The organism is Micromonospora sp. WMMC415 (assembly GCF_009707425.1).
Lineage (GTDB): Bacteria > Actinomycetota > Actinomycetes > Mycobacteriales > Micromonosporaceae > Micromonospora.
This window is the reverse complement of the sequence record NZ_CP046104.1, coordinates 897359-917517: the sequence shown is the minus strand read 5'-3', so window position 1 is coordinate 917517 and position 20159 is coordinate 897359. Positions and strand designations below refer to the sequence as shown.

Sequence of the window (20159 nt, the reverse complement as noted above, 5' to 3'; positions counted from 1 at the left end):
GGGCCGGGTCGGCATCCGGTCCGCCGGGCGCGGGTAACGACGGACGGTTGACTAGGGTCTGTGGCGAAGCCCCGGCGTGAGCCGACGTACCCCTGGAGGCGACAACGATGAGCGGCCGGCTCTACCGCAGCGCGAACGCGCAGGGTGGCGGCGGCCGGCCGCCGGGCGACGACGCCACCTTCATCTCCGCCGAACCGCTGAACCAGCCCGGCGTCGAGGCCGCCGCGCCGCCGCAGGAGGTGGTCGCGGAGACCAGCGCCGTGGCGAACAGCGCGGTCATGGCCATCGGCAGCCTGGTGAGCCGAGGTACGGGCTTCCTTCGCACCTTGATGATCGGTGCCGCACTCGGCAGTGTGGTGGGCGACATCTACACGACTGCCCAGTTCTTGCCGAACCAGGTCTACGAGTTCCTGCTCGGCGGCGTGCTGACCAGCGTGCTGGTTCCGGTGCTGGTACGTCGCCGCAAGACCGATCACGACCAGGGTGACGCGTACGCGCAGCGGCTGCTCACGTTCGCGGTGCTCGCGCTGGCCGCTGCCGCGCTGATTGCGGTGATCACCGCACCCGCACTGACAGCTATCTATGCCAGCGGCAAGGGCGGCGACTACCGGGATCTGATCACCTACCTGTCGTACCTGATGCTGCCGATGCTGTTCTTCACGGGCGTCAGCGCGCTGATCGCCGCCGTGCTGAACACACGGGGCCACTTCGCAGCGCCGATGTGGGCGCCAATCCTGAACAACCTGGTGGTCATCGGCATATTTGGTCTCTACATCGCCGTCTACGGAGCCAAGCCCCTTCGGCCTGAGGACATGACGCCTGGGCGGATCCTGCTCATCGGCGGGGGCACCCTGCTCGGTGTGGCGGTACAGGCCGCCGGCCTGCTACCCGCGCTTCGCAAGGTGGGCTTCCGGTGGAAGCTGCGCTTCGACTTCCGTGAGCTGGGACTGCGGGAACTGGCCCGGCTCGGTGGCTGGATGTTCTGTTACGTCGCGGTCAGCCAACTGGGTGTGTTCGTGGTGGTCAACCTGCTCACCCGCGCCGCCGGGGAGGACAGGGCCGGCCTTCTCATCTACAACAACGTCTTCCTGCTGCTGATGATGGCGCACGGGATCATCGCCGTCTCGATCATCACGGCGCTCATGCCACGGATGAGCGCCGCCGCGGCGGACGGGCGATTCCGGGACGTCACCGCCGACCTGTCCCGGGGCACCCGCATGGTCACGGCGGTGCTCGCCCCGATCGCCGTCTGCTACGCCGTGCTGGCCGCGCCGATCTCCGTGGTCGTGTTCCGGTACGGCGCGTTCACCGGGGAGAACGCGGTGGCGACCGCCACCGTGCTGCTGGTCGCGGCGGTCGGCCTGGTCCCGTTCGCAATCAGCCAGCTGTTCACCTTCGCCTTCTACGCGCTGCCGGACACCCGCACGCCGGCGCTGGTCAACATCCCGGTGGTCGCACTGCGGGTGCTGCTCCAGGTGGGCCTCTTCGTCGTGCTCTCGCCCGTATTCGCGGCGGCCGGCATGATGCTCGGCAACGCGATCTCGTACGTGGCGGCGGCGGTCCTGTCAGCGATGCTGCTCCGTCCGAGGGTCGGCCGTATCGGGCTCGGCGGGATCATGCGCACCATGGGCAAGGTCGTGGTCGCCGCGCTCGGGTCGGCGCTCGTCGGTCTCGTGGTGGTCAGCCTGCTGCCGGGCGACCCCGAGGACCTCGACTGGTTCGCGGCGGCCGTCCAGTTGGTGGTCGGCGGCGCGGTCATCGGGGCCACCTACCTCGGGCTCGCGATGCTGCTCCGGATCGGCGAGATCACCGAGGTGGTCGGCATGGTCCGGCGCCGGCTCGGTCGCTGAGCGTCTCCGCCCGACGGTTTCCCGGGGCCCGGGCGGTCGGAAGCGGATGGACCGCACGCTGAGTGAACGAGGATCACCAGCCTGGGGATGCGGCTGTGGATAACTCTGTGATTCACCGCTCAGTGACCGGATCAGCCTGTGGATAACCAGCCGGACGGCTGAGCATGGCGGCGAGTGACGGGGGAACTCCGATCAGCGTCGACACGGCCGCCACTCCAGGTCCGGCCCCTTCGGCGACTACTTGCGGTCAACCTCTAGATTGGCTAGTACATGTGCCAGCAACGTGGCTGACATCGGTCGTAACCGGACGAGTCCCCGTCCACCGGCCAGTCTCGAACGGTGCGGCGGGAAGATGACATGTCGGGGAGCGGGCCATCACGGGTAAGGTCGCTCTTGACGGGTACGGCAGGCGCCGGCGATCACGCCGACACCGGTCGGCCGGTTCCTGGAAGCAGAGCGGAAGCCACAATGCCCAGCAGCACGGGTCCATCGATCGACACGATCACCGAGGGAGGACGGGTGACCCAGGTCGGCGAGGGTCAGGAGGCGGACGAGAGCGCTCCGCCGGTCATGACCTTCGGTGCTCCGACGGCCGGTGAGGTCCTCGCCGAGCGGTACGAACTCGTCGAGCACATCAACAACGACAGCGCGGGCCGTCTGGTCTGGCGCGGGGTCGACGTCGTGCTGCGCCGTCCCGTCGCGGTGGTGCTGCGCTACCCGGGTGGCGACTCCGCCACCGAGATGCTCCAGGCCGCCGTCGCGGCCAGCCGCGTCATCCACCCCAACCTCGTCGGCGTCTACGACGCGATCGACGAGGGCGAGCGGGCGTACGTGGTCCGCGAGTGGGTCGACGGGCAGTCGCTGCGCGAGCTGGTCACCGAGGAGCCGCTGGATCCCGCCCGCGCCACCGCCGTCGGCAACGCCGTGGCCAGCGCCCTCGCCGCCGTGCACGCCACCGGCATGGTGCACGGCAACGTCCACCCCGGCACCGTCATGATCAGTGACGACGACCGGGTGGTCCTCGCCGACGCGCGCACGGACGGGGACGACAGCCAGGGAAGCGACGTCCGGGCGGTCGGCGGTGTCCTCTACTTCGCCCTCACCGGCCACTGGCCGCACACCGAGGTCCCGCTGCGCGGGGCCACCGCCGGCCACGGTCGCGCCGCGATCCCGGACGCCGTCCGCGACGCCGGTGACGCCATCGCCGCACCGCGCCAGGTCCGGGCCGGCGTCCCGGCGTACCTGGACGACCTCACGATGGACCTGCTGGACGCCGAGATCGCGCCCCCGCCGTCGGATGTGCTCGCGGCGGAGCTGGCCCGGCTGGACGTCCCGGCCGACGAGCACTTCCTGGACAACACCGGCCCGCTGCGCTTCGCCGCCGAGACCGGGGACGAGCCGTCCCCGCTGGCCGTGGCGGGCGGACGCAAGGTGGCCATCGGCATCGCCGGCCTGCTCGCCGTCGCCCTGGTGGGCCTGCTGGTGGGCATCAGCGCGCTGGGTAGCGGTGACAACCGGGATCAGCGATCCGGCGCCGCCAGCGCCCCCACCGCCGGCGCACCGGGCGGGGAGGCGAGCCCGGCCCCCGTGGCCGCCGGCCCGCTCACCATCCGCGACGCGAAGATCATCGACCCGGACGGGAACCGCGCGGAGGTCCGCGAGGCCGAGAAGGTCTTCGACGGCAACCCGGAAGAGGGCTGGGAGACCCAGACCTACCGGGGCCGTCCCAACTTCGGCAACCTGAAGCGCGGCATGGGCGTCTGGCTCGACCTCGGTGAGCCCCGCAACGTGAAGTCGTTGCAGGTGCAGCTGTCGGCCCGGGGTGCGTCCGCCCAACTGTTCGCCGGCACCAACAACCACCCCTCGTCCAAGTCGGGCGACGACGCGCTCTTCGTGGAGTACGCCAAGAAGGCGATCGGCGCGCCGTTGGAGAACGCCGACACCACCATGACCTTCAACGCCTTCGACCCGAATGCGAAGTACCGCTACCTGCTGTTCTGGCTCACCGAGCTGCCGCCGAGCGAAGGCGGTTACAAGGTCGGTGTCCAGGAGATCACGGTCCAGGGGTCGTGAGCCGGCGGGCGCGCATCGGGCACCGCCTCCGCCGGACGTGGTGATGAAGGCACGCGGGACGGCGGGACGGCCGGCGGGCGACGGAGGCACGACGCCCGCCCCGACCCCCTCCGACGTCGACCTGCTGCACGCGCACGTCGCGGGCGACCGGGACGCCTTCGCCGAGCTGTTCCACCGGCACCGGGACCGCCTCTGGGCGGTCGCGTTGCGCACGCTCGGCGACCGGGAGGAGGCGGCCGACGCCCTCCAGGACGCGCTGCTCTCCGCCCACCGCGCCGCCGCCCGGTTCCGGGGCGACTCGGCGGTGACCACCTGGCTCCACCGGATCGTGGTCAACGCCTGCCTGGACCGCATCCGGCGTCGGCAGGCGCATCCGACGGTGCCGCTGCCCGACGGTGTCCACGACACCGAGGGGGCGACCGGGGGTGTCGAGCCCGCCGCTCCCGCACCGGACCACGACACCGCCCTGGTGGTACGGCAGGCGCTGGCGACCTTGCCGGTCGAGCAGCGCGCGGCGCTGATCCTCGTCGACGTGCAGGGCTACCCGGTCGCCGAGGTCGCCCGCATCCTCGGGGTGGCCGAGGGGACGGTGAAGAGCCGGTGCGCCCGTGGGCGGGCCCGCCTGGCGACGATCCTCGGCCATCTCCGCCCCGCGCCGGGCAGCGGTTCCGCGCCGGCCGGCGACCCGGTGCCGTCCGGCGGGAACGTGCCGGCCGTCACCCGGGGGAACCCGGAGGCGGCCGGGGGCGTCCGATCTGGGTCGGGGCGGTCCCGGCGCGACACCAACCAGGAGGACACGTGACGACCGGGGGGTTCCGGGAGGTCGACCACGACCTGCTCGCCGACTACCTCGGCGGGGCGCTGGACGGCACCCCGGACGAGGTGACCGTGGCGCGGCTGGTCGAGGGGGATCCGGCCTGGGCCGAGGCGTACGCCCGGCTCGCCCCGGCGGTCGCGGAGGTGCGCGCCGACCTGCTGGCCTGGGGGGGTGCGGCCGAGGCGATGCCCGCCGACGTCACCGACCGGATCACCGCTGCGCTGGCGACCGAGGCCGCGCCGTCCGGTGCCGGACACGCCGCTCCGGTCGTGCCGAGCCAGCCGCACGGCGGTTCGCGGCGCCCCGGCGGCGTACCCCGATCGGGGGTGCCCGCCACGACCGGGCCGGGCCGGCGGCGCCGGCGCTGGGCGCGGGTCAGCGCCCCGGTCGCGCTCGCCGCGGTGGCGGTGACCGCCGCCGGGCTGCTCGGCCTCGACCAGCTCGGGAGCCGGAACGGCGACGACAGCGCGGTCACCGGCACGGCCCGCGACGAGGCGGCACCGGCCGCCGCCCAGCCGTTCCGTACGGCGGGCCCGCCCCTGCGGACCGGCGCGGACTACACCCCGGAGGGGCTGGGCGCGCTGCCCGCCTCGGTGCGGGCGCAACAGTTCTCCAGCCCGGGCTCGGCGTCGGAGCCGGCCACGAACTCGGAGGGTGGCCGGGTGGCCGGGCCCATCGGGCTCGACCGGCTCGAGGACCCTGCGGCGCTCACCGCCTGCCTCATCGAGATCGGCACCGAGCACCGGAACGGGCCGCTCGTGGTCGACCTCGTCGACTACGCGCGTTTCCAGGGCCGTCCCGCGCTGGTGGTCCGGTTCACCGACGCGGCCGGAGCCCGTTGGGCCTGGGTGAGCGGGCCGGAATGTGGCGTGCCCGGGTCCGCCTCGGACGCCCGCTACCGTGCGCGGGTAGGGTGAAACCACGGTCGTAGGGTTTCGTCCGGCGACGTGACGTGACCCACCGGATGACCGGCTCGGGAATCCCCGGTTCGTACGATGACGTTCTGCACATCAGCTGCCGGTACCGGCTGAGGCCGCCGGCACCGGATCGGCATCGGTGCGCGCCGATGGCGAACACACACAATCGGGAGACGGCAGTGGACGAGGTCCGCAACCTGATCATCATCGGCTCCGGGCCGGCCGGCTACACGGCGGCGGTCTACGCCGCGCGCGCCAACCTCAACCCGCTGGTCATCGAGGGCGTTCAGTCCGGTGGTGCGCTGATGACGACCACCGAGGTGGAGAACTTTCCCGGCTTCGCCGACGGCATCCTCGGCCCCGAGCTGATGGACAGCATGCGCAAGCAGGCCGAACGGTTCGGCGCGGAGTTCCTGACCGACGACGTCACCCGCGTCGAGCTCAAGGACACCGGCGAGGTCGGCTCGGACGCGGTCAGCACCGTGTGGGTTGGCGAGACCGCCTACCGGGCCCGGGCCGTCATCCTCGCCACCGGCTCCGCCTGGCGCCCGCTGGGCGTGCCCGGCGAGCAGGAGTACCTCGGCCACGGCGTCTCCTCCTGCGCCACCTGTGACGGCTTCTTCTTCCGCAACCAGCACATCGTGGTGGTGGGCGGCGGTGACTCGGCGATGGAGGAGGCCAGCTTCCTGACCCGGTTCGCCGAGTCGGTGACGATCATCCACCGCCGCGACACGTTCCGCGCCAGCAAGATCATGGCGCAGCGCGCGCTGGGCAACGACAAGATCAAGGTCGAGTGGAACTCGGTCGTCGAGGAGATCCTGGGCGCCGACGGCAAGGTCTCCGGTGTCCGCCTCCGCAACGTGCACACCGGTGAGACCAAGGTGCTCGACGTGACCGGCGTCTTCGTGGCCATCGGCCACGACCCCCGCAGCGAACTCTTCCGCGGGCAGGTGGACCTGGACGGCGAGGGGTACGTGAAGGTCGAGGCACCCAGCACCCGGACCAACATCCCGGGCGTGTTCGCCGCCGGTGACCTGGTCGACCACACCTACCGGCAGGCGATCACCGCCGCCGGCACGGGCTGCGCCGCCGCCCTGGACGCCGAGCGATTCATCGCCACGATCCAGGGCTGAACAACCGAAACAATCGCGAGGAGGGTCGTAGTGGGAGCAACCAAGTCGGTCACCGACGCCAGTTTCGCCACCGACGTGCTGAAGTCCGACAAGCCGGTTCTGGTGGACTTCTGGGCCGAGTGGTGCGGCCCGTGCCGGAAGGTGTCGCCGCTGCTCGAAGAGATCGCCGGCGAGATGGGTGACCAGGTCACCATCGTCAAGCTCAACATCGACGAGAACCCGGAGACCGCCCGCACCTACCGCGTCATGTCGGTGCCGACCCTCACCGTGTTCAAGAACGGCGAGCCGGTGCAGTCCATCGCCGGCGCCAAGCCGAAGGGCGAGCTGGTCAAGCTCATCCAATCGGCACTCTGACCTGCGCTGACGCCGCCGACCCCGCACCCGGCAGTACCCGGGTGCGGGGTCGGCGTCTTTTTCCCGGCCCGCACACCTCGGGCCCGGCGAGCGCATAACCTCAAGCCAGAGGCGGTCGGGAAACGCCCGGGCGAGCGAGGTGTAGTCCAGCCGGCGATCCGGCGGCTCGGAGGTCTGCCCCGACACCGGTGCCGGGTCCGGACCGACCTCCGACACCGCGGGTCGCCGCCTGGGCCCGCCGCAGCCGCTGCGGGGTTCCCGGACCGCCTCTCAGGGCCGCCCGGCCAGCCAGCGTCCGTGCAGAGGGGGTCGAGCGTGCGTCCGATCCGACCTGGTGACCGTGGACCAGCGGTCACGGAGATCCGTACCGTGCTTGCCACCCTCGACCTGCTCTCGCCCTCGGCACCCGACGCCGACGAGTTCGACGCACACACCGAACGGGCCGTGCGGGCGTTCCAGCAGTCCCGCGGCCTCAGCGTGGACGGTCGCGTCGGCGCCGAGACGTGGCGGGCCCTGGACGCCGCCCGCTGGCGACTCGGCGCCCGCACCCTCTACCACGCGGTGCCCGAACCGCTCACCGGCGAGGACGTCCGGTCCCTCCAGGAGCGGCTGCTGGAGATGGGGTACGACGTGGGCCGCGCGGACGCCATCTACGGCGTACGGACCTCGCGGGCGGTCGCCCAGTTCCAGCGGGAGGTCGGGCTGACCCCCGACGGCACCTGCGGCCCGCACACCATGGACGCGCTGCGCCGGCTCGGCCGCAAGGTCGTCGGCGGACGGCCGCAGTGGCTGCGCGAGTCCGACGCCATCCGGCAGTCCGGACCCGCCCTGATCGGGCGGACCGTCGTCGTCGACCCCGGCCACGGCGGCACCGACCCCGGTGTGGTGGTGCCCGACGGCGCGCTCCGCTGGACCGAGGCGGACCTGGTGCACGACCTCGCCAGCCGGTTGGAAGGGCGGCTCGCGGCAGCCGGCGTGCGGGTGCAGCTCACCCGAGGTCCGGCGCTGCCGGACAGCCTGCCCGACGTCGACCGGGCCCACCTGGCCAACTCGCTCGGCGCGGACGTGTTCATCTCCCTGCACCTCGACGGGCACGCCAACCCGGCCGCCGAGGGCGTGGCGACGTACCACTACGGCACCGACAACGGGGTGACCTCGGCGACCGGGGAGCGGCTGGCCGGCCTCGTGCAGCGGGAGATCGTCGCGCGGACCGGGCTGCGGGACTGCCGTACCCACGCCAAGGCGTGGGACCTGCTGCGGCTCACCCGGATGCCGGCCGTCCGCGTCGAGGTGGGGTACCTGACCTCGCCCACCGACCGCGCCCGGCTGGTCGATCCGCGCTTCCGGGACCGGGTGGTGGAGGCGATCGTCGCCGCCGTGCAGCGGATGTACTACCCGATCGAACGGGACGTCCCGACCGGGTCGATCGACGTGAGCGAGCTACGGGCGGTGGTGGCCGCCGGCACCGTCGTCGACTGACCGGACCGGTGGCCGTCAGCGGGCGGTGGAGCGGGTCGCCGGGGCGGGGCGGACCGGCCGCAGCAGCGTCTCCGGGCTCATCGACCCCAGCAGCTTCTCCAACGCGTACTCGACGTCGGACTTCCAGCTCAGCGCCGTGCGCAGCTCCAGCCGGAGGCGGGGGAAGCGCGGGTGCGGGCGGACCGTCTTGAAGCCCACCGAGAGGAAGAAGTCGGCGGGTGCCACGCAGGCCCGCGTCGCGTCGTCGGCATCACCGAACTTCGCGTCGCCGAACGCCTCGATCGCCTTGATGCCGCGCTTGGTGAGGTCCCGGGCGACGCCCTGGACGAGCATCCGGCCGAGCCCGCCACCCGCGAAGGCGGGCACCACGTTCGCCGTCATGAGCAGCGCCGCGTCGGCGGAGACCGGTGACGTGGGGAAGGCCATCGAGCGCGGCACGTACGCGGGCGGCGCGTACATCACGAACCCGGCCGGCATGCCGTCGACGTACACCAGCTTGCCGCAGGAGCCCCACTCAAGCAGCGTCTGGGAGACCCACGCCTCCTTCTCCAGGCCCGGGTCCCCGGCGGCGCACGCCCGATCGGCAGAGACCGGATCGAGCTCCCAGTAGACACACTGGCGGCACGGGCGGGGCAGGTCCTCCAGGGTGTCGAGGGTCAAGCTGACCAGACGTCGCGACATTGGCGCATCCCCACATTAGGCTCGGAGGTGAGACCGGCACGGAACGACACCGCCGCCTTCCCTGCCCCCCGACGAGCGATCGTACGCCGCCGACGAACGTCACGGGAGGGGACGCGCAAACGGTCACCGTGGGGAGTGACGGACCGTCCGGGATGTGGACCTGGCCGTCCGGCCGGCGACGGCCCTGGTGGGCGGCGGCTAGGATCGGCATCCGGCGCCCCGAGTCGCCATGGTCGCCGGAGTCCCGGGTACGCCCGGGGCGGGGAGGCACCCGAGCACGCATCGAGGTGATGGCATGACCGGCACGACGCTCGACGACTACACCGACCGGTACGCCCGGCGGGTCCGGGGCATGACGGCCTCGGAGATCCGGGCGCTCTTCGCGGTGGCCAGCCGGCCGGAGGTGGTCTCGCTCGCCGGCGGTGCCCCCTACATCGCCGCGCTGCCGCTGGACGCGGTCGGCGACATGCTCGGCCGGCTCGGCACCGAGCACGGGGTGACCACCCTCCAGTACGGCATCGGCCAGGGCACCCTCGAGCTGCGGGAGCGCATCTGCGAGGTGATGGCCCTCTCCGGCGTCGACGCGGCGTGCGGCGCCTCCCCGGAGGACGTGGTCGTCACCGTCGGCGGGCAGCAGGCGCTGGACCTGGTCGCCCGGCTGTTCCTCGACCCGGGCGACGTGGTGCTCGCCGAGGGACCGACGTACGTCGGGGCACTCGGGGTGTTCCAGGCCGCCCAGGCACAGGTCGTGCACGTCGCCATGGACGACGACGGGCTGATCCCGGAGGCGCTGGAGGTGGCCATCGCCGAGCAGGCGCGGGCCGGACGCCGGGTGAAGTTCCTCTACACCATCCCCACCTACCAGAACCCGACCGGCGTGACGCTGACCGAGGAGCGGCGCGAGCGGGTGCTCGACATCTGCGAACGCGCCGGCCTGCTGGTGGTGGAGGACGACCCGTACGGCCAACTCGGCTTCGAGGGTGAGGCGCCCGCGCCGCTGCGGGCCCGCCGCCGGGAGGGCGTCTTCTACCTGAGCACCTTCTCCAAGACCTTCGCCCCGGGGCTGCGGGTGGGCTGGATCCTCGCGCCGCACGCCGTCCGCGACAAGCTGGTGATCGCGAGCGAGGCGCAGATCCTGTGCCCCAGCGGCTACGCGCAGGCGGCCGTGTCGACGTACCTCGGCACGATGCCGTGGCGCGAGCAACTCAAGGTCTACCGGGAGGTCTACCGCGAGCGCCGGGACGCGATGCTCGACGCCCTCGCGGACCTGATGCCCGCCGGCACGACGTGGACCCGTCCGGGCGGTGGTCTCTTCGTGTGGGCCACGCTGCCCGACGGGCTCGACTCGAAGGCGATGATGCCGCGCGCCATCGCCGCCCGGGTCGCGTACGTGCCGGGCACCGGCTTCTACGCCGACGGCACCGGCACCGGCCACATGCGGCTCAACTTCTCCTTCCCGCCGCCGGAGCGGATCCGTGAGGGTGTGCGGCGGCTGGCCGGCGTCATGGAGCAGGACATCGCCATGCGCCGGGTGTTCGGCGCGGTCGGCCGTCCGGGGTCACGGCGTGGCCAGGCCGGTTCCGACACCCCGGGACCTGACTTGGCATGATTCCGGCATGCGTACGACCGCTGCCGACTCGTCCGTCGTGACCGACCTGCGCGTGCTGGTGCTCGCCGGCGGGCTCTCCTACGAACGGGACGTCTCGCTCCGCTCCGGCCGCCGGGTGCTGGACGCTCTGCGCGCCGTCGGCGTGGACGCCGAACTGCGCGACGCCGACGTCGCCCTGCTGCCGTCCCTCACCGCCGACCCGCCGGACGCCGTGGTGATCGCCCTGCACGGTGCCACGGGCGAGGACGGCTCGCTCCGGGGCGTGCTGGACCTCTGCGACATCCCCTACGTCGGGTGCGACGCGCGCGCCTCCCGGCTCGCCTGGGACAAGCCGTCCGCGAAGGCGGTGCTCCGGGAGGCGGGCATCCCCACGCCGGACTGGGTGGCGCTTCCCCACGACCGCTTCTCGGAGCTGGGCGCGGTGGCCGTGCTGGACCGCATCGTCGACCGGTTGGGCCTGCCCCTGATGGTGAAGCCCGCCCAGGGCGGTTCGGGTCTGGGCGCCGCCGTGGTCCGGGACGCCGCGGCCCTGCCGGCCGCGATGGTGGGTTGTTTCGCGTACGACTCGACCGCACTGGTGGAGCGCTACGTCCCCGGTATGGACGTGGCCGTCTCCGTGGTCGACCTGGGGGACGGCCCGCAGGCCCTGCCGGCCGTGGAGATCGTCCCGCGCAACGGCGTGTACGACTACGCAGCCCGGTACACCGCCGGCCGCACCACCTGGCACAGTCCGGCGCGGTTGGCGTCCGAGGTGAGCGGCGCGGTCGCCGAGGTGGCCATCGCCGCCCACACCGCGCTCGGGCTGCGCGACCTCAGCCGGGTGGACCTCATCGTCGACGGGGCCGGCCAGCCGCACGTCCTGGAGGTGAACGTCTCGCCGGGGATGACCGAGACCTCGCTGCTGCCGCTCGCGGTGCAGGCGGCCGGCCTCGACTTCGGCCGGGTCCTCGGCACCCTGGTGTCCCGCGCCGCCGCGCGGCGCGACTGACCTTTCCCGGCACCTCGCTCCTGGGCCGCCGCAGATCCTGGAAGCCTCCAGGATCTGCGGCGGCTCTGTCAGTCACGGGGGCTGGTGAGCGGCGTGGCGGGGGCCGGCAGATCGTCGGGCGGGGAACCACCGCCGGAGCGGTCCGTGGCCGTCGCGGCGGTTCCGTCCGTGGCGGTCGGCCCGGCGGCGGTGTCGTTCGTGCCGGCCGTCCCGGCGGTTCCGTCCGTGGCGTTCGACTCGGTCGTGGCGGCGCTGTCGTTCGTGCGTGCCGTTCCACGGGCGGCGGTGGTCGCGACCGCGTCGGCTGTGCGGGCCGTGTCGACCGTGGCGGCGGTGGGCTCGTCAGGTCCGTCAGTCGGCCGGTCGGCGGCCGGCCGTCCGGTCGCCAGGCCGCCGGTCGACGGGCCGGTGCCGCCTCCACGCGACGGGGCGTCCGCGCCCTCGGCCGCCGGAGCGTCGGTCGCCGTTCTCGTCGAGGCGGCGGCAGGGCCGGGCGGCCGGTCGCCCGTCGGAGGGAGCGACGGCTGGTCGTCCGTCGAGGGAACCGGCGTCTCCTCGACCGAACTCATCACCGATGTGCCCTCCTCCTCGGCTGGCGTGACGGTCGCCACCGGCGCGCTGAAGCTGGACGGCGCCTGCCACTGGATGCGGGGCGGTTCGGCGAGGGGGCGCCCGCCGAACTCCGCCAGCCACGCGGCGACCAGGGCGAGATTCTCCCGCCACGTCGACTCGGAGATCGGCGGCAGGATCGAGTCCCACAGCGGAAGGAACGTGCCGCGGAGTTGGAGTTGGCCGTACGGGCGGGCGAGGAACCACATGTGCAGATGCGCCGAGCCGTCGCCCCAGCGGTTGACGTGGACCCGCGCCACACCGTCCAGCGAGCGGATGGCCCGTTCGAGCCGGACCGTCATCACCCCGAGCTCGGCAGCGAGCAGGTTCGGCAGATCACCGAGGTCGAGATGGGACCGGGATTCCAGGATCAGCACCATCGGGAGGCCGGTGGGTCGATCCATGGCGCGCACCCGCCACCGCTCGCCCACCCAGATGTAGGCATCGTCGGGGGCGTTGCAGGCGGTGCACTCCCGGTGTCCCTCGCCCCTGCGGGGCGGCTCGACCGGGACCGGATCATCGAGTTGCTTGACGCGCAGGTCGCCCTCGAAGGGGAAGGACGGCCACTGGGCGAAGTCCGGAAGTGAGGGAGGGGTGTCGTGCACGACGCTGACCCTAGCCGGTCTCGTCACTGCTGTCCCTCCCCGTTCCGCCTCCAATCCCGGCGGCTTTTCCGGCCACCGAGTCGGCCCCGCCGACGAGATATCCACAGGCCCGTCAGGTGCCGACCACGGGCCGTCATCCACAGGTCAGCACGGGATTTCACGCGCTGTTTCACGTGAAACGAGGGCGGCCTGTGGACAACCGGTGTGGATAACGGCCGTCCCCTCCGCCGCGGCCGACGGCCCCGGTTTCACGTGAAACGACGGGGCTCACCGGCGGGCGACATCGGGTGGAAAGGCGACCCGACAGCACCACGACCGGAGCGGCTCCGGGTCGGTCGGTGCGGTCGCAGAAACGACTCGGCCGCGTGGTCCCCGATCGGGACCGCGCGGCCGAGTGTGGCGTACCGGCAGTCAGGCCTCGGGCTCGTCCCGGTCGACCCCGATGAGACCGACGATCCGCTCCAAGTCGTCGACGGTCGCGAACTCGATGGTGATCTTGCCCTTGCTGCGACCGATGTCGACCTTCACGCGGGTGTCGAAACGGTCGGAGAGCCGCTCCGCGAGATCCGACAACGCGGGCGCGTGCGGCTTCGGGCGGCGCTTGGCCGACTCCTTCCGGTCGGCGTTCTCGCTCAGCGACAGCGCGACGATCTCCTCGGTGGCGCGCACCGACAGGCCCTCGGCGACGATCCGCAGGGCGAGCTGCTCCTGCGCCTCCGCGCCGTCGAGGCTCAGCAGCGCCCGGGCGTGCCCGGCGGAGAGCACCCCGGCGGCAACCCGACGCTGCACCTGAGCCGGGAGGTTCAGCAGCCGGATCGTGTTGGAGATCTGCGGACGGCTTCGCCCGATCCGCCGCGCCAGCTCCTCGTGCGTGGCGCCGAACTCGTCGAGCAGCTGCTGGTAGGCGGCCGCTTCTTCCAGCGGGTTCAGATTGGCCCGGTGGATGTTCTCCAGGAGCGCGTCCCGGAGCATCGCGTCGTCGCGCGTGTCCCGGACGATCGCCGGGATGCTGTCCCGGCCAACCGCCTGCGCCGCGCGCCAGCGCCGCTCGCCCATGACGAGTTCGAACTTCTCGCCGTCGAGTTGGCGGACGACGATCGGCTGGAGGAAGCCGACCTCCTGGATGGAGACCTTCAGCTCCTCCAGGGCGTCCTCGTCGAAGACCTGCCGGGGCTGTTTCGGGTTCGGCACGATGGCGTCGACGGGGATCTCGGCGAAGCGGGCACCCGGCACCGGGCTCAGCGTCGCCTCGCCCTGCCCGGCGGCCGGGGGAGGTGCCACCTCGGCAGCGGCGGGACTGCCGGCGTTCGGATCGAACGCACCGGTCGCTGCGGTCGCCGCCGGTCCGGTGGGGATGAGCGCGCCCAACCCTCGACCCAGACCGCCCCGAGGACGGTTCTTCATGCCACGCCTCCCGGCGACTCGTACCCACTACGCATTGCGGCTCACCGGCGCCTTGGCACCCCGCTCAGCGATCTCCTGGGCGGCCTCGAAGTAGCTCGTGGCCCCCCGCGATCCGGGATCGTAGGTCATCACCGACTGGCCGTAGCTGGGTGCCTCCGAGACCCGGACGTTGCGCGGGATGACCGCCTCGAGCACCTTGTCGCCGAAGTGGTTCCGGACGTCCTGCTCCACCGCGTCCGCCAGCCGGGTACGCCGGTCGTACATGGTGAGGAGGATCGTGGAGACCTCCAGCCGCGGGTTCAGGTGCTGACGGACCAGGTTGATGTTGTTGATGAGCTGGTTCAGCCCCTCCAGCGCGTAGTACTCGCACTGGATCGGGATGAGCACCTCCTGCGCTGCCACCAGAGCGTTGACCGTCAGCAGGCCCAGCGACGGTGGACAGTCGATGAAGATGTAGTCGAAGTGACCGGGGTACCCGGCGATGGCCCGTTGCAGCCGGGACTCGCGAGCCACCACGGAGACCAGTTCGATCTCGGCGCCGGCGAGGTCGATCGTCGCCGGGACGCACCACAGGTTGGGGATGCCCTCGACCGCCTGGGCGACGTCCTCCAGCGGCACGCTGTTGATGAGGCAGTCGTAGACGTCCGGCACGCCGGTGTGGTGCGGGACGTTCAGTCCCGTCGAGGCGTTGCCCTGCGGGTCGAGGTCGACCACCAGCACCCGGTTACCGTGCAGGGCGAGCGCCACCGCCAGGTTCACCGTCGTGGTGGTCTTACCCACGCCGCCCTTCTGGTTCGCGACGCACATCACCCGGGTCCGCTCTGGACGAGGCATGGTCACCTCGCCGCTCGGATTCAGGATCTGCACGGCCCGCATCGCTTCCATCGCCAACGGTGGGTCATCCTCTTCGCGCGTCGGGGTTTCACGTGAAACGTACGTGGCCTCGTCCCCGTCATGCCCGTACGGCACGGCCGGACTCGCCGTCGTGTCGGTCACCCGACCGGCATCCGGCACCGACCCGGGCGCGGGCTGCTGGGGGACGGCCACCTCGAAGCGCGTCGACGCGGCCGCGTTGCCCCGCGCCGCCGTCACGCGCTCGGCCGCTGGCGCGTTGCCGGCGGCACCCGACCCGTCGGACGCTGACCGGCCGGTCGGCAACTCCGGCGGTACGGGTCGGGCGACGCCGGTCGCCGGCGTATCGCGCTGCACGACCGGCTCGCAGTCCGGCGGCCGGTGGGACGGGCTCGCCGGGGAGCCGTGCGCCGCCCAGCCCGGGTAGTCGGTTTCACGTGAAACAGAGTCGCCCGCTGCCCCGGTCACGCGTGGATCGTCGTACCTGCCGTCGTCATGCACCTGTCATCCCTGCCCGCTTCGGATGGTCGGTCCGCACCCCGTCAACGGGCCGCACTCTGCTCGCACTCGGAGCGTGCGACCCGGCGGAAGCGGTCGGGACTCAGGTGATCGTCCGTCGCCGCCCGCTCCACATTATCGACGCGCGGCCAGCCTACGGCTCGCGGGCGCAACCGGTCCACGTCGGGTTCACATCCCGCCCACCCGTACCCGTTCAACGACGCGGACGCCGAACAGGAAAGGCGGATCGGCGGATCCGATACGAAGACCGACGGCCACGCCAAGGCGTACGAGAGCCGGCATCGCCGCGGAGCCGGCCCTGCCCGGCGAGAGCCGGCCCTGCCCGGCGAGAGCCGGCCCTGCCCGGCGAGAGCCGGCCCTGCCCGGCGAGAGCCGGCCCTGCCCGGCGAGAGCCGGCAGGGCCGTAGCGCCGGCAGCGCCGGAGAACCCGCGTCGCGCGGCGGGAGAAGTCAGCGGCGGCGGCCACCGCGTGAGCGCTTCGGGGACTTCGGCCGCGCCGGTCCCACCACCCGCTCGCGCACGATCTCGACCACCGTCGTCGGCGGATCGATGACGCCCTCACCGCAGTGGTGCACCTCGGGCGTACCGCCGCCGAGGCGGCCCACGGTCGCCGCGTGCTCGGCGATCTCCTCGCTGGCCGAGGCGCCCTTGAGAGCGATCAGCCGGCCGCCCGGCCTGGCCAGCGGCAGGCACCACGTGGACAGGCGGTCCAGCGGCGCGACGGCGCGTGCGGTCACCACGTCGCCGGTGAGGGGTTCACGTTCCCGCGTACCGGCGGACGCCTCCTCGGCCCGCCCACGGAACACGCGGACCGTCCGGGCGAGCCCGAGGTACTCCACCGCCTCGACGAGGAAGGCGGTACGGCGGGCGAGGGGCTCGATCAGGGTCACGGCCAGATCCGGCCGGGCGACGGCCAGCACCAGGCCGGGGAGTCCGGCGCCGGAGCCGACGTCGAGCACGGTCGCGCCCGGTGGAATGCGCTCCACCACGGCCGCGCAGTTGAGCAGGTGCCGGTCCCAGATCCGGGGCGCCTCGCGGGGCCCGATCAGGCCCCGGATCACACCGTCGGTCACCAGCAGTTCGGCGTACGCGGCGGCCAGGTCGAGCCGGTCGCCGAAGAGGGTCCGCGCGGCACCGGCCAGCTCCGGCGGCAACGTGGCGTCGGCCGGGTCGGGCGCCGGGCGGGAGCCGACAGGGGACGGCCCGGGTGGCGTGCCACCCGGGCCGGACGCGGCGCCCGCCGCGGTGTCGTCGTGGGTCACCCGGTCAGTCCGCCGGCCGGACGATGATGCGCCGGTTCGGCTCGACGCCCTCGGACTCGCTCTCCACGCCGCTCATGGCGTTGACCACGTCGTGGACGCACTTACGCTCGAACGCGGACATCGGCTCCAGCCGCACGGGCTCGCCGTACTCCTTGACCTTCTCCACCGCGTTCTTCGCCACGGCGGCGAGTTCCTTGCGGCGGCTGGCGCGGTACCCGCCGACGTCGAGCAGCAGCCGGCTGGGGGTGCCGGTCTGCCGGAAGACGGCGAGCCGGGTCAGTTCCTGGAGCGCCTCCAGGGTGGCGCCGCGCTGGCCGACCAGGCTCTGCAGGCGGGCGCCGACCACCTCGACCACCGGACGCCCGCCGGAGACCAGCTCGTCGATGTCCCCGTCGTAGTCGAGGATGTCGAGCAGGCCCTCGACGTAGTCCGCGGCGATCTCGCTCTGGCGGAACAGGTCGCTGTCGCCGGCGGCCTTCTTCTCCTTGCCCCCGGCGGCCGCCTCGTCGATCTCGTCCGCCTCGGACGCGGCGGTGGGCTCGATTCCCTCCGCGTCCAGGGACTCGTCGGCGCTGGGGATGCTGGTGTCGGTCACGGTGTCATCTCCGTACTCGCTCGGCCGGACCGTCGGGTCCGCTGGTCTCCCGGGGGCCGGCGGGAGGTCGCCGGTGCCCGCGGGCACGTCTGTACGGGCAGTCTCGCCCGTCGCCGCGCCACGCGCGGCTCTTTGCTCCGGCGCCGGCCGTACGGCGGCGGCACGGTGCGGAACGGGCCGCCGCCGGTGTCCCGACGGCGGCCCGGACGGCTCAGCCCTGCCGCTTGGCGGGGCGCCCCTTCTTCGGGTTGACCGGCTTGGCGCCGGGCTTCGGGCCGGCCACCTTCGGCGCGGCCGGCTTGGTCGGCGCCGGCGGGGCGGCCTTGCGGCCGAACAGCCCACCGGTCTTCGCCGGCTGCACCGGGTTACGCGCGCCCGACGTGCCCGACTTGGCGGCGGTGACGCTCGGCGGCGGCGGGAACTTGCGCAGCACCCACTGCTGCTGGGCGAGCGTGAAGAGGTTGTTCGTGACCCAGTAGATGATCACACCGATCGGGAAGATCGCGCCGGAGACGAGCAGCGACAGCGGGATGCCGTAGAGCATCAGCTTCTGGATCATCCGCTGCTGCGGGTCCTCCGCCCAGCCGGTCTTGAGGATCATCTGCTTGCTGGTGAGGTAGGTCGTGCCCATCATCACCAACACCAGGATGCCGGCCATGATCTTGACCGTGGTGCCGTTTGCCTGGAGCGCAGCCAGTTCCTCGGCGGTCGAGCCGAACTTGCCGGCGATCGGCGCGGTGAACAGCTTCGCGGCGGACGCGCTCTCGAACTGACCGATCGTCCAGCCGTAGAGGGTCTTGCCCGCCTCGCTCTTGCCCGGGTCGAGTCGGCGGAGCACGTGGAAGAGACCGAGAAAGACCGGGATCTGGAGGAACATCGGAAGGCAGCCCATCAGCGGGTTGGCCTTTTCCTTCCGGTAGAGCTCCATCATCTCCTTCTGGAGCGTCTCCCGGTCACCCTTGTGCTTCTCCTGCAGCGCCTTGACCTGCGGCTGGAGCGCCTGCATCGCCCGCTGGGACTTGATCTGCTTGACGAAGACCGGGAAGAGGATCACCCGGACGGTGACCACCAGGAAGATGATGGCGAGAATCCAGGCCCAGTTGGTGCCGAGCACCGCGATGTCCGGTACCCCGATGGCGTCCCACGCCCGGTGCCAGACCAGCAGGATCCACGAGATCGCGTAGTAGATCCAGTCGAGACTCAATTTCTCAGGCTCCAGTCACATCGGCACGGCGGCGACCGCCCGGCTCCGGCACCGGGTCGAATCCACCTGGGTGGAATGGGTGGCAGCGCAACAACCGCCGGACCGTCAGGCCGGCTCCCCGGAACGCGCCGTGGCGGCTGACCGCCTCGAGGGCGTACGCGCTGCACGACGGGTAGAACCGACAGCGGGCCGGCAGAGCCGGACTTATCCACCGACGGTACGCGATGATGGGCCCGACCAGCACCCGGGCACCGGGTGACGTCGGGCGCGGCGCGTCCTGCCCCGTACTCACCGGGACCGCCGCCCACGCGGGGCACGCGCGGCCGCGATCGCCGCGTCGAGGTCGGCGCCGAGCCGCTGGTACGACGCGTCCGCCGCGGCCGGCGTGGCGCGCACCACAAGGGTGCTGCCCGCCGGCAGTTCGGCAAGCCGCTCGCGAACCAGGTGCCGCAGCCGGCGGCGGACGCGGTTACGGACGACGGCGTTTCCGACCGCCTTGGACACGACGAAGCCGGCGCGGGCGGGTGCGGGAATTTCCTCCGCACCGGTCCGCGCCGGCTCCGGCGAGATTGCGGCCGTCGGGGTGACCGGCAGGCTCAGGTGGACGACCAGGGCGCCGCGTCCGGCGCGCCGGCCACCGCGGACCGCTGCGGCGAAGTCAGTGCTGCGCCGCAGTCGCTGCGCGGCGGCCAGCACGACTGCCCACGTCCTGCGGATCGGACCCGGCCGGCGTTACGCCGCCAGGCGGGCGCGCCCCTTGGCCCGACGGGTCGAGAGGATGGCGCGGCCGGCACGGGTGCGCATGCGCAGCCGGAAGCCGTGGGTCTTCGCGCGCCGGCGGTTGTTCGGCTGGTAGGTGCGCTTGCTCACGTCAGGCTCTCCGTTGTCGTACGCCCCGGGCGAGGGGACCGCCGGGGTCGTGTCTGGTCCGGGTCACCTGGCGGTGACCTCCGATCGGTGCTGCCCGGCGGCGCGAGACCTCGGCGATGCGGGGAGGCCGCGGACAGCAAGCATCCATCACCCTAGCAGAGGGCGAGAGAGCAGCCGCTCCAGCCTACGCAGGGGCGCAACGACCGTCAAACACTCCCACCAGCGGCGACACCGACCAACCCGGGCGACCGAAGCGGCGCTTTTCGCGGATGCCGCCAACGGTGGCCGCGCGTCGCCGGTTGAAGGCGTGCCGACATCGCTGTTACCGTGCCCGATTG

Annotated in this window: 20 protein-coding genes; 10 read left to right on the top strand and 10 right to left on the bottom strand. The window is 72.5% G+C overall.

Annotated features, from left to right (window positions below; translation table 11 throughout):
- Positions 1-107 precede the first annotated feature (107 nt).
- The 7 genes from murJ to GKC29_RS04455 all read left to right on the top strand — a co-directional run bounded on the left by murJ (position 108) and on the right by GKC29_RS04455 (position 8623).
- Positions 108-1850 (top strand): murein biosynthesis integral membrane protein MurJ, encoded by a 1743-nt coding sequence (gene murJ, locus GKC29_RS04485; protein ID WP_155329617.1) that lies wholly within the window; start codon positions 108-110, stop codon positions 1848-1850.
- 468 nt (positions 1851-2318) lie between these two features.
- Positions 2319-3923, top strand: a complete 1605-nt coding sequence (locus tag GKC29_RS04480; protein WP_155329616.1) for a protein kinase family protein — start codon at positions 2319-2321, stop codon at positions 3921-3923.
- 43 nt (positions 3924-3966) lie between these two features.
- Positions 3967-4725: an RNA polymerase sigma factor SigM gene (sigM, locus tag GKC29_RS04475; RefSeq protein ID WP_155329615.1), complete on the top strand. Its 759-nt coding sequence runs from the start codon at positions 3967-3969 to the stop codon at positions 4723-4725.
- A complete protein-coding gene (locus GKC29_RS04470) occupies positions 4722-5657 on the top strand; it encodes a hypothetical protein (RefSeq protein WP_155329614.1) in 936 nt (311 codons plus the stop codon). The genes sigM and GKC29_RS04470 overlap by 4 nt, the downstream gene beginning before the upstream one ends.
- 179 nt (positions 5658-5836) lie before the next feature.
- Positions 5837-6790 (top strand): thioredoxin-disulfide reductase, encoded by a 954-nt coding sequence (trxB, locus tag GKC29_RS04465; RefSeq protein ID WP_155333981.1) that lies wholly within the window; start codon positions 5837-5839, stop codon positions 6788-6790.
- A gap of 30 nt (positions 6791-6820) precedes the next feature.
- Entirely contained in the window at positions 6821-7144 is a 324-nt protein-coding gene (trxA, locus tag GKC29_RS04460) for a thioredoxin (protein WP_155329613.1), read from the top strand.
- 315 nt (positions 7145-7459) lie between these two features.
- Positions 7460-8623: an N-acetylmuramoyl-L-alanine amidase gene (locus GKC29_RS04455; protein WP_155329612.1), complete on the top strand. Its 1164-nt coding sequence runs from the start codon at positions 7460-7462 to the stop codon at positions 8621-8623.
- A 15-nt stretch (positions 8624-8638) separates the two neighbouring features.
- On the opposite strand, the gene GKC29_RS04450 is transcribed toward GKC29_RS04455, so the two are convergent.
- Entirely contained in the window at positions 8639-9304 is a 666-nt protein-coding gene (locus tag GKC29_RS04450; protein ID WP_155329611.1) for a GNAT family N-acetyltransferase, read from the bottom strand.
- A gap of 295 nt (positions 9305-9599) precedes the next feature.
- On the opposite strand from GKC29_RS04450, the gene GKC29_RS04445 reads away from it, so the two are divergent.
- The gene (locus tag GKC29_RS04445; RefSeq protein ID WP_155329610.1) at positions 9600-10913 is read left to right on the top strand and encodes a PLP-dependent aminotransferase family protein; all 1314 of its coding nucleotides are present in this window, start codon (positions 9600-9602) and stop codon (positions 10911-10913) included.
- A gap of 7 nt (positions 10914-10920) precedes the next feature.
- Complete coding sequence (locus tag GKC29_RS04440; protein WP_155329609.1) at positions 10921-11901, top strand: D-alanine--D-alanine ligase; 981 nt, start codon at positions 10921-10923, stop codon at positions 11899-11901.
- Between the two features lie 68 nt (positions 11902-11969).
- Here GKC29_RS04440 and GKC29_RS04435 read toward each other — a convergent pair whose 3' ends face one another.
- From GKC29_RS04435 to GKC29_RS29475, 3 genes are all read right to left on the bottom strand, one after another.
- Positions 11970-13115: a hypothetical protein gene (locus GKC29_RS04435; RefSeq protein ID WP_370463310.1), complete on the bottom strand. Its 1146-nt coding sequence runs from the start codon at positions 13113-13115 to the stop codon at positions 11970-11972.
- A gap of 411 nt (positions 13116-13526) precedes the next feature.
- Positions 13527-14519: a ParB/RepB/Spo0J family partition protein gene (locus GKC29_RS04430; RefSeq protein ID WP_155329608.1), complete on the bottom strand. Its 993-nt coding sequence runs from the start codon at positions 14517-14519 to the stop codon at positions 13527-13529.
- 27 nt (positions 14520-14546) lie between these two features.
- Positions 14547-15611, bottom strand: a complete 1065-nt coding sequence (locus tag GKC29_RS29475) for a ParA family protein (protein WP_305070159.1) — start codon at positions 15609-15611, stop codon at positions 14547-14549.
- Between GKC29_RS29475 and GKC29_RS29470 the strand changes: the two genes are divergently transcribed.
- Positions 15505-15798 (top strand): hypothetical protein, encoded by a 294-nt coding sequence (locus tag GKC29_RS29470; protein WP_196255804.1) that lies wholly within the window; start codon positions 15505-15507, stop codon positions 15796-15798. The two genes, GKC29_RS29475 and GKC29_RS29470, sit on opposite strands and share 107 nt — an antisense overlap.
- Before the next feature lie 541 nt (positions 15799-16339).
- Here the strand turns inward: GKC29_RS29470 and rsmG are convergent.
- From rsmG to rpmH, 6 genes are all read right to left on the bottom strand, one after another.
- Entirely contained in the window at positions 16340-17044 is a 705-nt protein-coding gene (rsmG, locus tag GKC29_RS04420) for a 16S rRNA (guanine(527)-N(7))-methyltransferase RsmG (RefSeq protein ID WP_230689148.1), read from the bottom strand.
- Between the two features lie 112 nt (positions 17045-17156).
- Positions 17157-17747 (bottom strand): R3H domain-containing nucleic acid-binding protein, encoded by a 591-nt coding sequence (locus tag GKC29_RS04415; RefSeq protein ID WP_155329605.1) that lies wholly within the window; start codon positions 17745-17747, stop codon positions 17157-17159.
- A 211-nt stretch (positions 17748-17958) separates the two neighbouring features.
- A complete protein-coding gene (gene yidC / locus GKC29_RS04410) occupies positions 17959-18951 on the bottom strand; it encodes a membrane protein insertase YidC (protein WP_155329604.1) in 993 nt (330 codons plus the stop codon).
- Between the two features lie 4 nt (positions 18952-18955).
- Positions 18956-19243 (bottom strand): membrane protein insertion efficiency factor YidD, encoded by a 288-nt coding sequence (gene yidD, locus GKC29_RS04405; RefSeq protein WP_155329603.1) that lies wholly within the window; start codon positions 19241-19243, stop codon positions 18956-18958.
- Positions 19240-19647, bottom strand: a complete 408-nt coding sequence (rnpA, locus tag GKC29_RS04400) for a ribonuclease P protein component (RefSeq protein WP_155329602.1) — start codon at positions 19645-19647, stop codon at positions 19240-19242. Before rnpA ends, yidD begins: the two co-directional genes overlap by 4 nt.
- A 36-nt stretch (positions 19648-19683) precedes the next feature.
- On the bottom strand, positions 19684-19821 hold the full coding sequence (gene rpmH, locus GKC29_RS04395) for a 50S ribosomal protein L34 (RefSeq protein ID WP_155329601.1): 138 nt from the start codon (positions 19819-19821) through the stop codon (positions 19684-19686).
- Positions 19822-20159: the final 338 nt, after the last annotated feature.

Bases quoted from the DNA above. Each gene is read 5' to 3' on its own strand.
- GKC29_RS04430 (WP_155329608.1), bottom strand. From the start codon at position 14,519: ATGAAGAACCGTCCTCGGGGCGGTCTGGGTCGAGGGTTGGGCGCGCTC.
- sigM (WP_155329615.1), top strand. From the start codon at position 3,967: ATGAAGGCACGCGGGACGGCGGGACGGCCGGCGGGCGACGGAGGCACG.
- GKC29_RS04450 (WP_155329611.1), bottom strand. From the start codon at position 9,304: ATGTCGCGACGTCTGGTCAGCTTGACCCTCGACACCCTGGAGGACCTG.
- GKC29_RS04440 (WP_155329609.1), top strand. From the start codon at position 10,921: ATGCGTACGACCGCTGCCGACTCGTCCGTCGTGACCGACCTGCGCGTG.
- murJ (WP_155329617.1), top strand. From the start codon at position 108: ATGAGCGGCCGGCTCTACCGCAGCGCGAACGCGCAGGGTGGCGGCGGC.
- GKC29_RS04480 (WP_155329616.1), top strand. From the start codon at position 2,319: ATGCCCAGCAGCACGGGTCCATCGATCGACACGATCACCGAGGGAGGA.
- GKC29_RS04445 (WP_155329610.1), top strand. From the start codon at position 9,600: ATGACCGGCACGACGCTCGACGACTACACCGACCGGTACGCCCGGCGG.